The organism is uncultured Devosia sp. (assembly GCF_913055165.1).
Taxonomy (GTDB): Bacteria; Pseudomonadota; Alphaproteobacteria; order Rhizobiales; family Devosiaceae; genus Devosia.
On sequence record NZ_CAJXJS010000004.1, the window covers coordinates 52,380 to 65,495 of the forward strand.

The 13,116-nt window shown below is 57.4% G+C and carries 4 protein-coding genes; 1 reads left to right on the plus strand and 3 read right to left on the minus strand.

Annotated elements, in window-relative coordinates; genetic code table 11:
• The 3 genes from QZ564_RS02755 to QZ564_RS19185 form a co-directional block, all read right to left on the minus strand.
• Positions 1 to 9,024, minus strand: a complete 9,024-nt coding sequence (locus QZ564_RS02755; RefSeq protein ID WP_297104203.1) for a hypothetical protein — start codon at positions 9,022 to 9,024, stop codon at positions 1 to 3.
• A gap of 1,071 nt (positions 9,025 to 10,095) precedes the next feature.
• A complete protein-coding gene (locus tag QZ564_RS02760) occupies positions 10,096 to 10,479 on the minus strand; it encodes a hypothetical protein (protein WP_297104206.1) in 384 nt (127 codons plus the stop codon).
• Between the two features lie 541 nt (positions 10,480 to 11,020).
• Positions 11,021 to 11,197: a GFA family protein gene (locus tag QZ564_RS19185; RefSeq protein ID WP_363311428.1), complete on the minus strand. Its 177-nt coding sequence runs from the start codon at positions 11,195 to 11,197 to the stop codon at positions 11,021 to 11,023.
• A gap of 720 nt (positions 11,198 to 11,917) precedes the next feature.
• Here QZ564_RS19185 and QZ564_RS02765 point away from each other — a divergent pair.
• Complete coding sequence (locus QZ564_RS02765) at positions 11,918 to 13,045, plus strand: hypothetical protein (protein WP_297104209.1); 1,128 nt, start codon at positions 11,918 to 11,920, stop codon at positions 13,043 to 13,045.
• Positions 13,046 to 13,116: the final 71 nt, after the last annotated feature.

Sequence of the window (13,116 nt, forward strand, 5' to 3'; positions counted from 1 at the left end):
TTACATGAACCGGAAGTCAGAGGCGGAGAGGTCGTTGAGACCGACGCCGTAGAGAATTACGACATCGCCGTTGTCGAGATGCAGCCAGGCATTGCCGCCCCATTCCGCCGAGTTGGCAATCAGGGATGCGAAGTCTGTCGAGCCTTGGTCATGCAGTTCAAGCGTGTCGACACCAACCTCGAAGTCGCCGACGCCATCCTCGCCTGTGCCAGCCCGGAACACGAAGGTGTCGGCACCGGTACCACCAACCAACCAGTCGTCCCCTGTCTGACCCTCCAGGATGTCGTCCCCCGCGTCTCCAATGAGTTCGTCATTGCCGGCGCCGCCAAACAGCTGGTCGTTGCCGTCGCCGCCGTGGAACTCGTCAAACTGGTTGGTACCGATCAGCGTGTCATTGTCGGCCCCTGACCAGATCGACAGCCCGCCTGAGCTATTGCCGTAGAGGAACTGGAAAATATCGGCCTTGGTCCAGACATTGCTGGCTCCGTCGATGATGGTTTCGACGCCGTAGTCTCCGGCCATATTGAGGTAATCCTTGACCAGGATCGATCCACTATCGCCGGCTCCGCTGTAGGATTCGTATATCTCGATCAGCAGATCCTTGCCCTGTGCATGGAGATAGGTCTGGGTGTAGCCGTTGACGCCATTGACTTGAAGAACGTCAGCGCTGCCACCCGTGGCGCTTTCAACAATGGTGTCATGACCACCGCCCCGGTTGTAGGCGTAGGTGTCGTTCCCGGTCCCGCCACTCAAGGTATTGTTGCCGACATTGCCTTCGAGCGTGTTGGCCAAAGAGTTGCCGTTGCCGTTGATATTGGCAGAGCCGGTCAGCACCAGTTTTTCGACGTAGTTTCCAACCGTGTAGGATATCGAGGATCGGACACTGTCGGTTCCGCCGCCTGCGAGCTCGGTGACAATGTCACCAGTATTGTCAACGACGTAGGTGTCATTGCCCGATCCCCCGACCAGGGTGTCCGCGCCAACACCACCGTCCAGCCAGTCATTACCGCCACCACCATTGAGTGTGTTGGCGTATTCATTGCCGATGATGGTGTTGTTCAGGCTGTTGCCAGTGCCGGTTAGCGCGGAAGCGCCGACCAGGGTGAGGTTCTCGACATTGTTGCCGAGTATATAATTGATGGACGCGATGACCTGATCCGTGCCCTCACCCGTAGCTTCGACCACCAGGTCACCAGCATTATCGACGTGGTACGTGTCGTTGCCTGTGCCGCCCGCCATGGTGTCCGCACCGGCGCCACCATCCAGAGTGTCGTTGCCCCCCCCGCCGCTCAGAACATTCGCAGCGGCATTACCAATCAGGACATTGTTGAGGCTATTGCCGGTGCCATTGATGGCAGCGCTGCCGGTCAATGTCAGGTTCTCGACATGCGCCGCAAGGGCGTGCGTCACCGACGCCAGAACCAGATCGGTGCCTTCCCCGGAGTGTTCGATAACCGAGTCACTGGCATTGTCGACGACGTAGGTATCGTTGCCGGTGCCGCCGACCATCCAGTCAACGCCCGAACCTCCGTCCAGGTAATCGTTGCCGCCATAGGCAATGAGATCGTCATTGCCCGCTCCGCCGTAGAGCTGGTCGTTGCCGTTATGGGCGTGGAGGCTGTCATTGCCGTCATCGCCGTAGAGTTCACCCTGGCTACCAACGAAGGTGATGTAGTCATCGCCATCACCACCGTGAACGCGACCGGATTCGGTCACCAAGATAAGGTCATCCGCGAACGCGCTGCCGCGCAGACCTTCTATGGAGCTATACGTGTCTCCGGCAGCCTCACCCGTGTTCGACCCAGGAGAGCCAGTGTGTGCATAGACGCCACTCGATGCTCCCTCATAGGTCACATAGTCGAAGCCAGCGCCGCCATTGTGGGCATCGGCCCCGAGACCACCGATGAGCGTGTCATCGCCATCGCCACCATTGAGAGTATCATTGCCGCTGCCACCCGAGAGAATGTTGTTGGCGGCGTTACCGGTGATGACGTTGTTCAACCCGTTACCGGTGCCGTTAATGGCACTGCTGCCGATCAAGGTTAGGTTTTCGAGGTTGGCCCCCAGGGTGTAGTTGATTGAGGCCCGTACGAGGTCCGTTCCTTCCCCGGAGCCTTCCGAAACCGTGTCGCCGAGATCATCGACCACGTAGGTGTCGTTCCCCGTACCACCAATGAGTGTGTCGGCGCCGCCCATTCCATCGAGCGTGTCGTGCCCTGCACCGCCAACAAGAACATTGGCGCCGCTATTCCCGGTTAGAATGTTGTTCGCGCTATTGCCGGTACCGTTGATCGCGGCGCTACCGGTCAGTGTGAGGTTTTCGACATGCGAGCCGAGAGAGTAGGTGATGGAGGACTGAACGGTGTCCGTGCCGCCGCCTGAGTATTCGACAACACTGTCGCCGGCGTTGTCGACCACATAAGTATCATTTCCGGAGCCGCCCACCATCCAGTCGGCACCTGTGCCACCATCAAGTAGATCGTTGCCACCATAGCCGAACAGCTCGTCGTTCTCGGAGCCGCCATAGAGGGCATCATTGCCATTGTGGGCATAAAGAAAGTCGCTGCCGGCCTCGCCGTGCAGTTCCAAGTCAGTCCCGACACCGGTGATCTCGTCGTCACCAGCGCCGCCCCAAGCCTTGCCCCCATTTGCCACAATGATCAACTGGTCATCAAAGGCACTGCCGCGCAGCCCCTCGATCGAGAAGTAAGTGTCGCCGGCAGCTTCTCCGGTATTTTGATTGTAGTCATCGGTATGGACGAGCACGCCGCTGGTCGCGTTCTCATAGGAGGCAATGTCAAACCCATTGCCACCATAGAGCGCGTCGGCTCCACCACCCCCAATGAGCACGTCATCGCCATCGCAGCCAGAAAGGACGTTGTTGGCACCATTCCCGGTAATGACATTGGACAGCTCGTTGCCCGTGCCGTCGATTGTGCCGCCGCCGGTCAGGGTCAGATTTTCCAGGTTTGCACCGAGGGTGTAGCTGATTGAGGAGCGGACCAAATCCGTTCCCTCACCCGCCAGTTCAGTGACGCTGTCTCCGGTGGAATTGACGATGTAGGTATCATCGCCGTCTCCGCCAGATATGTCGTCGTTTCCGGCTCCTCCATCGAGAACATTGTCCCCAGTATTGCCGACGAGGACGTTGTCGAGCTCATTGCCAGTGGCGTTGACGTCTTGGCCCCCGATCAGCGTGAGGTTCTCCAGATGTGCACCCAGCGTGTACGATGCGGACGACCGAACAAGATCGGTCCCCTCGTTGGCCGACTCGACAACCGTGTCTCCGGCATTGTCGACGATGTAGATGTCGTTTCCGATGCCACCGACCATGTAGTCAGCACCGGCCCCGCCATCCAAGGTGTCATTGCCGCCGTCGCCAACAAGCACATCGTTCCAGCGACCACCGATTAGTACATCGTCTCCAGGCGTGCCCCGGATCGTCAGCGACTGACCGTTGGAGTGCGTGGTTGTAACAGAGCTGGTGACAAGGTTGCCGTTAGCGTCGAGTGTTTCGACAATCTTTACCGCGCTTCCGTCGACACGGATGGTGACGGTTTCCACGTAGTCAACGGTTCCGTCATTGTCCGAGTCTCGATCCAACTGCGTGATCAGCCCATCAGAGCTGATGGATATCACCCCCGAGGCGACAGTGACGTCAGAGGAATTGCGGTCCCAGATTTGACCGCGCTGGGAGCCATCAATTCGAATGGTCCAGATTTCCAGGTGATCGTCGTGCCCGTCGCCATCGAAGTCCGCAAGGACGGTGCGATTGACACCATCGGCCGCGACATCGATTTTGGTGAGAGCCGCCGTGGTGGCTCCGGCAACAATGGCGGAGACCCACTTGACCTCGCTGGGCGAAGCCGGTTCGTTCCGAGCCGCAGGCGTTGTGCTCACAACCGTCAGGCTGGAACCATCCAGGCGCGTAGTCGCCGTTGTCACCTCGTCGAAGGTACCATCGCCATTAACGTCGACGGAACTGGTCTGTACGCGCCCATCCGCACTGGTGGTGACCTTGGCGGATTGAACCAGCAATGGCGTGATCACGACGACGGTGCCGTCGCTGGCGCGGGCGCTGATCTGATAGATGTCGACTGTTTCCTCGGTCGACCCATCGGCGTTGTCATGCCAGCGATGGGTCGTCGACAGATCGAAGGTACCATCACCATCGATATCTTGCTGAGCCGTGCTCTCGCGGCCATCCGCCGTTTTTGTCGTCAGTGTCCGGCTGGTAACGCCGCCGGTTTCATTGAAGTCCCGGATTTCAACGGTCGAGCTGCCATCGACGTGTTGAAGCACATCCTTGAGCTGATCGACCACACCGTCGCCATTAGAGTCACGGGTGAAGGTAACGATGCGACCATCTGCACTGGTCGTGTTGGTCGTACGCTCCTGCAGTGTGGTCCCAGCGCCATCGTACTTAGACACAGTCACGACGGTCGTACCGTCCGCGAGGGTCAGAGTTTCGGTCGTCTTGGTGCGATCGGGACCACCAACACCATCCGGGTCTTCCTGGAGGGTGATTGTGCGACCGTCGGCGCTCGTTGTGACGATCGTCTGAGATAGCGGCGCGCCACCGAACGTGGTGTTGGTTTCCGTTTCCGTGGTCGATCCGTCGGCGTTTCTGACGATGGTGCGAACCGACACCTCGTCCACATTGCCGTCACCATTGGTGTCCCATTCACGGGTTTCGATCAGACCATCGGCACTCCGGGTCACGGCGAACTGCGACAGCATAGTTGTGCCGGAGAAATGCGTCGTGGTTCGCGTGGTCGAGCCGTCGCTATTGAAGGTGGTCTCGTCGGTGCGGCTGGTTTCGGCCACACCGTCACCATCCCTATCCCATTCCGAAGTGATGGTGCGACCGTTCGGGCTCGTCGTTATGACGGCCTGTTCCACCAGTGATCGGGCGTAGCTTGGGTTCGCGTCGGCTGCGTTCCCGCCGCTAAGGTCGTAGCGAGAGATGGTTTTGACGCGCGCTCCGTCCGTACCGATAACCGAGGACTCAACGGTCTCCCTTTCGGCCAGGCCGTTGCCATCGGCGTCAAACTGCGTCGTCCGTACCAGTCCGTTGGCTGACTCGAGCACATACTTTCCGCCGGCGGTCCCATATTCTCTGCCAGAGGCAGAAGTGACCGTGCCGTCCATATAGGATGTAACAACCGAACCGTCGGCGCGACTGGCTTTCACTACTGTCTGATCAACAGTGCCATCGCCGTCAATGTCGGTGGTAGTGCGGACCATTGTGCCGTCAGCGCTGACGCTGGAAACCGTCCGATCGTTGAGAGACCCGTCGCCCTTGCGGTTCTCCACGACCCGAGTGGTGGTACCGTCAGCCGCAACGGAGGTCACTTCGCTGCGCGTGCGAGTGGTGCCGCTGCCGAGCGCTTCGAAGGTGCTCTCAATGGTAAGACCGTCGCCACTTGTGACGGTGGTGGTTTTCCCCTCGAGGACATTGCCAGCCTTGTAATGGGTTTCGACACGGCTGCGTGACCCATCGGCATTCAGCGTCGTCACGTCCGTGGTCTTGCGATCGATCGCCGTGTCGCCATCCAGATCAGTTTCAACCGTAATGGACAGTCCAGTGGCGCTCACGGCGCGGACCGAACGCGATTCCAACGTGGCGCCATCGAAGGTTTCGGTTTCCGTGGTCACCGATCCACTGGCAGTGGTCACTGTCTCGATCGTCTTGTCGGTCACGCCATCACCGTCGAGGTCGATGACCGTCGACGCGGAGAGGCCGTCCCCACTAATTGTGGTGACGTTCTGACGGACAAGACTATTGTCCTGGCTCCGTGTGGTGGTCGTCACGGTGCGGGACCCGTCGGCGTTGAGGACGGTTGTCTCGGTTTCCTTGATATCTGGCGTGGTGGAGTCACCTAAGTATTTCCACGACGTCTTGCTGAGGCCATCATCGCTGACCGTGGCGACAAGGCGCCCTGTTTGGACCATGCCGTCGCCATTGAAGTTGGTCGTCGTGCGTGTCGTCGAACCATCACTGTTGAGAACCGTAACTTCGGTGACCTGGCTGTCGATGATGCCGTCACCATCGGCATCGCGTTCGGTCTCGATCGAAAGGCCGTTGCCGCTGACAACCGTGACGCTGCTGTCAATCTTGTCAGCCGTGGTCGTGCCAATGCCGGCATACCGCGTGGTTGTGATTTGGGTGGTCCCGTCCGTATTGAGGACTTTGGCTTCGACTTCGGTGCTGTCGAAGTCACCGTCGCCATCCGCATCCGTCTTCCTAGCTACCACCAGGCCATTGGCGCTAATGGTGGTCACGGTTCGTCCGAGCAGGACCGAGCCGTCCGGGCTATATCCGACAACGGTTTCAGTGCGTGAACCGTCGGAAGCGGTTACGCTCGTGGTGACGGTTTCTGGACTGGTGTTCGTTCCGACATAGGTCGAGGTCGTAGAGGTCAGGCGGTCAGCGCTTGTTTGTGTGACTGCCTTTGCGGCAACAGCCAGACTTGAACCCGCATAAGTGGTGACGGTCTGGGTTGTCGAACCATCACCATTGAGGACCCTCACGCTCGTGACGGTCTTGTGGGGGCTGGTTTCTCCTTCGTTGAAGGTCTCAACGCTGCTGCTCAACCCGTCTGCACTTGTCTCTGTTACCGTCCGCGTGATGTCTGTGGTGTCGGACCCATCGCGCAGGATCTGGGTCTTGGTGGACGAGCCGTCTTGATTGATCACCGTTGTGGTGCGGCGGATGGCGTCCACAACGCCGTTGCCGTCTGCATCAAGCTGGGTGGAACGGGTCAATCCATCACTGCTCGTCGTGGTGATCGTCTTGGACACCAGGTTCGCGCCGTTGGGCGAGTAGACCTCGGAGGTCTCAACCGTATCGGTTCCCACCACAGCAACGGTTTGGGTGCGGTCGATCTGTCCGTCACCATCGCTGTCGATAGACGTGCTCCGGGTCTTGCCGTCCGCGCTCCATGTCGTGACGGTCTGGCTCAACAGATCGTTGTTGCCGGCACGTGCTGTGACCGTGCGTGTCGTCGATCCGTCACCGGCAATCACTCTGAGATCGCGAACGACGCTATCTGTGTCGCCGTCGCCATCAAGGTCGGAACTTACAGTCCGATCCAAACCATCTTCGCTCAAATCGGTTGTCGCGCTGCTGCGCAGGCTATTGTCGTTATTGCGAATCTCGACGGTCGTTGTGGTGCTATCATCCAGGTTGCGGACAATGACACTCGACGTTTCGAGATCCAAGTCGCCGTCACCATCCATGTCGACTTCGATCGTCTTGTCGCTGGCATCTGCGCTGACCGTTGTCACGGTGCTGCCGATCCGGTGAGCCGACGATGTACCGCTGCCCGCATAGCTGGTGACGGTTTCTGTGCGCGTCCCGCTTCCAGCCACCGAGGTACTCTCGATCTGAGAAGCATTGATGACCCCGTCGCCAGTGGTGTCTGCCTGAGTTGTCTTACTCAAGCCGTCGGCACTCGTTGTGGTAGTGGTCTCGCTGCGGGTCGACCCATCCGCGTTGAGCGTCTCAATGGTGACAGTGAGGCTTCCGTCATTGCCCGTGACCCGCGTCTCAACGCGATCAAACCGTGTTCCGGAGCCAGACAGGTCGAAGCTCACCTCGACTGTCTTGCCATCGGCACTGGTTTCGGTCACCTGGCGCCGCTGCAGGATCGTACCGGACCCGTCATAGTCGAGTCGGGTCTCGGTAACCTCGCCATTGCCAGCCACCGAGCGCGTCTCGACAACGACCCGGTCATTGATGCCGTCGCCATCGTCATCGAATTCTATCGTGCGGGTACTGCCATCGGCGCTGGTCGTGCTAGCGGTGGTGTGGGCAATGCTGCCATCAGCCTTAGTCGCGCTGTTAAGGATTGTAGTCGAACCGTCCTGATGATGGGTCACCGTCCTGGTGACCACGAAACCATCGGTCTCATGGGCGAGCTTGGTGTCGGCGACCATCCCGGTGCTGCCGTCGCCGCGCTTGTAGATGGCGCCGCCAAGGACCGTCGACCCATCCGAATATTCAACCGTCTGATTGTTGCTGACCAGGGTGATCTCTGTGATGTTCAGCGCACCCAGCGTCGTGAGGGTGGTGGTGCCATCCGCATTGGTCACCATGACCTTAAACAGAGACCAGTCCGTGTCACCCGCGTCGAGCTTGCCGTTGTTGTTGCTGTCGAAGATCGACAGCAGCGCCTGGAGGTCGGATTTGGCGCTTTTGTCCCACTCGGTAAACACGAGCTCGCTACGCTGATCGATAACCCCGTCATTTCCAGCGTCGCGCACCAGCACGCCGTCCCCGGTGCCAGCCCACGCCGTCCGATGCTGCTTGCCGTCGTCAGCAAGGTTCATGAAGGTGTTGGACGTGCCCAACGTGGTCAGACGAATGCCGTCCCCGTCAAGGTCGATGAGGATGGGGCCAACTAGGCTCTGTGCGGGGCCATCGCCCCAGCGATCCGAACTGGAACTCGAGCTTGAACTGGAACTGGATGGCGCCGGCCGGTAGACGACCCGATCCTCGAATTTTCCGGTGTCGTTGTTATAGTGTTTGACAGTCTGCTGGTAGAGGGGTTCGCCGGTATTGGCCGACACATAGTTCGTTGCCGAGGTGGTTTGCCCGGTGTAGTTGTTCGTCCAACTCCCGTCGCTGTTGCGGGTGTACGTCGAACTGTCGTACTCGCCATCATTGTAGGAATTCTTCGGCCCAACATTGGCGGGGTCAATTGATCCCGCGGAAAGCTTAGTGGGGTCAATCCGGGCGCCGGTTTCAGGATCCTTGGTTATGACGTTTCCGTTGGCATCTGTGTACTGGACGACCCACTGCGACGAGCCATCGGCCTTGGTCATCTGCTTCAGTAGATCGGAGCGCCAGACTTTTTCCTGCTGGGAATAGAGTTCGCTGGTCGAGCCGGCGTTAAAAACCGCGCGATCGGGACCGAAGGGGCGGTCCTGAATACTATCGTAGGGGTTCGATTGTCTAGAGTTCCACTCTTCTGCCGCCAGACGCCCCCCGATACCGTTTCCGCTGAGCGCATCAGACAACGCTGGGAGTGAGACAGAGGCGTTATGGACTCGCAATCCACCAGCAACGAATGTGTGCAATCCCTCTACTTCTATATTATAAGTTTTCCAGCCGGTTTTCTGTACTGGGGACATTGCCAAGTCGCCGACGACGGGCTGGAATAAACCTTCGGCCAGTTCAAAAAGCCCCGCAGTACTCGATGAAAACCTTACTGCACTCCCGTCAATCCGGACTAGATCTCCCTCAGCAGAGACGACTCTAAGGCCACTACCAATTATGTCTGAGACTGGCCTGAATCGGCCATCATGGCACAGGTAATGATGACCCGGTGTAACTACAGCGCCATTACTCAGAACGATGAATTCCTCGGTGACGTTCTCAAAGACACGCCGTACCTGTCTATTGGCAAGATCTCCCCGTCCTACCTCAGAATTCGCGTCAAACGCCTTTACCAAGTCCCCAGCTCGAATGTCACGAATTGCCTTCACCGAGCCGTCCGACATAAGCACGGAGACGCTTCCATCAAAACAGAAATGCTCCATAGCCGCAGCTTGATTGGACACCGAGTATTCGGAATCCGGGGCGGAACGCCCAAAGAAACCATATTCTCCGTACCCCAGATCATCGTGCAACCCAGGCGCATAATTTCCCGGCACATCCAGCCCTAGTCTAGACAGTATTGAGCCAACTACCGTATTGCTATTGTTAGTATGGCCTAAGTAGGCATGGCCATCGGCATGAATACCCATCGCCATAGTCGCAGCACTCTGCCACACCGAAGACAAGTCCTCGCCCACAGCTACTATTTGGCGGTCCTCTGAGAATCGAAATCTGTAATCGTACTGACCATCTACATATGGGCCTTCCGTAACCACGATTTGGCCCCATGGACGAAGCGGATCGGAAAAGTCCGGTGAGTTTCGTTCAGGACCTCCACTTATCGCTCTTGTTTGGAAGTCATAGCTTTCTAGTGGATGATATAGCAAAAAAGCATGGTTCGCACCGAACATGCCAGAATCTCTGAAGACAATCTCAATGTATTCATATCCGCTTGCGTTTGCCAATTTTCCCTCCAAAAATTAAGACATTGCCTACAGATAGTAAGACTCGACCATTGCTGAGCACTCAGTCGGTTGAGACTCGACGATTAGGGCCCTTTTAAACTGCATTAGCCTTGTCACCATTATTTCTACTCGAACTCCGCCCTCAATGTTATGGACGGAGACTTCCGCGTCGCCATATTGAGCATTGCCGTCTCGAAAATCATCGATCGAAAACATCGAGCAAACCGTCTTCGACACATCTTTTCGAAAATCCAACATCCCACCGCCCGGCGTTTCTTCAATTACCTTTATGTATTTTTGCAGGTCAGGCGGATATTTTTCCAAAGCTCCACACCCAAACAGTATAATCGGAAGAATAGCGCAAAAAAAACGACAAGAAATTTCTGCCAGATCAATCTTTGAGAGCTTCATAATTCACATTTCTCGCTGCACAGGTCGTTTGACTCTCTGATGAGAAAAGGCGCGCTATATTGATCAATTACATTCTGACTTGGAAACATAGGTTCGCACAAGCGTCAAAAGTGGCCGGTTTTGGGATAAGTCCCAATTGCACTGCAGTTGGTGTTGTTGCAGCAAAAACGTTGCCTGACCCTTCGCTCGAATGCCGACGAGTGAGCGCGGACTTGGTAGGAGTGCTGATCGCGCATTCAACTCCCGACACCATAGTTTTGGTCTAATGTTGCCGTGAGAGATTGACCTTGAGTGGCCCCAGCGCCTGCGCGAACCCGAACTCCAACAACTTAGCTGCGGACGCCGGTTGCGACGCGCCCCCCACCCCGAACAGTCGAGCCCGCACTACTGGCGGAACGCAGTTCCGTCTTCGGCAATGCACGCCAACTCGAAGCCCTAGGCTTCTTGACGCTTTCGGCCCGTCGGATGTTGCACAAATAGGCGAACCCCAGTCCGCGCAAAACGCCTGCTGGCGGCGCCTACCACTTTCGTCCGTCTTCACTCAGATTTTGGGCTCGTCTGTCTTCAATCGGAAGTCTCCCTCCGAGCATGGAGCCATGACCCGGAAGGCGGCTCCAGACAGCTGCTGGCAATCGGTGCAGTGGCATATGCGAACCTTTTCGGGACCAATTATCGCGTCAAAAGTTATGACCCCACAGTGGCACGAGTCCGTTGACAAGCACCTGTCCCTGCGCTTGGCCCACCGTCACTTCGGCCGCCGGTCGCAGCGAAGCGGACCTACCAATAATCAGAGTGGCTGTCGGGCTCAATGGTTTCCTGGCGACAATGCCGCGGTGATTTGGCGACGCATCCACCTCATATGCGGCGCAGGGGGCTTCGAAAACCCTCGCGCATCGAACCTGCGACCCATGCTTGCGTACCGGACCGTCCTAACCGGGGCCCCAAAAACGGCGAGCTGAATGGGTCCGCTAGAATCCGAACCTGAACTGGATTCCTGTTAATTATCCGATGAATGCAATTTTACGGATCGGAACGACTGAAGGATTACGGAACGAGGGTGAAAAGTCGCAGGGCACCGATTGCCAGCGCTAGGGCCGCGAAACGCCCGGCTGCCCTGACTTTTTACAAAGAGCGTCATAAATCAGCGCACGATCCACCTACCAGGTGGGCCAAATCTATTCCACTACATTTTTCTCACGCGGCGCGCAAAAAGCTCGCGTTCGCAGGTACTTGGGCAGGCACTGTAAGGATTGGGAATCTATCCTTTGGTGTTCCAAAATTACCTTACCTTACAGAAAGTGCTTCCAGCGCTATCCTTGCAACAATCCTTACATGGCACCAAGTGCAAGTGCGGATCATTTCCTTTGACCTACAGGTAATACTGCCCCGATGCTTATGACGCGCCAGACAAACGGCGTTGTATCACGGGGTGTCAGCCATGGGTATCCATACTCGAATCGAAAACGGAAAGCTCAAATACGTCTTCCCATACGTTCGCGATGGCGTGCGCTTTCAACCCGGATTTGACGACCCGGAGACTGCCACAGTCGAAGCCGAGACACACGATGATCGCGTTCGGCGCAGGCAGACGTTGCGCGCCTGGATACGCCACTTCATCAGCTACAAGGCCCCCGGCGAGGACACAACGTACGGCCGTCACATCCGCACTCACCTGAACCTCTGCCTATCGCTGGTGGGGGACGTCAAACTTGCTGCTACCGACGCAGATGATATCGGGCGCCTCTATTCTGCACTGCTCAACTCGGACAGCATCCATTGCCCCCAGACCGCCCACAATTACATCGATACGGTCTATACATGTCTCAAGGTCGCAGTGAGCGAGGGTCGTCTTGCGTACAATCCAGTTGCGAAGTGGCGCACCGACCCGACCAACAGACGGTCTCGTCCCGCGCCCAAGCCCGATCTTCCCGACCCCAAAGCGCGCGAAAATATCTTAGAAAAACTGCCAGAGTTCGCGCTTCTCGGCATCTCATTAATCGAGGAGGCAAATATGACCAGTCTGGAGGTTGCGGCGCTACGCATCTCCGACGTCGACTTTGAACGCAAGGTCCTCAGGGTCACCCACACGTACAACTCAAACTTCAACGACATTCGACCGGTGCTGCCAAATGCGAAGCGGACCAGCCAACAGTTGTCTGACAAGCTTATGGAAATGCTTCGGACCGCCATTGCCCTTTCTCAGAGCATCGGTAGCGAATTCGTGGTCAACGTGCTTGGGCCAAACGGCAAGCCCAATGCACGGACACTGATACCGCGCAAATTGCGTGAATCGCTTTATGCCACTCAGGCAATGGCCAAGATCGTCAGTCGCAAGACTGAAAAACCGTACAAGCTCGAGGACTTCCGCGACCGAGGGGTGGCCGCCCGCCTCAACGCCTCACGCGCCAACCATATCAAGATTCAGGCTCATGCTGGGTATGCCTGTCACTACTCGTTCAGCCGTCGGTATGGCGACCTGATCAAGCCGCCCAACTCACACTCGGATATGGCCCGCGCCCAGGCGGTTGGCCAAGCGCTTGGAAACTTGCTGATCAGTCAGCCTTAACCCTTATTCCTACCAAAGACGGCGTCGACCCAAATCGTGGCTTTGGCCGCGTGCTGGCGCACGCCCAAACA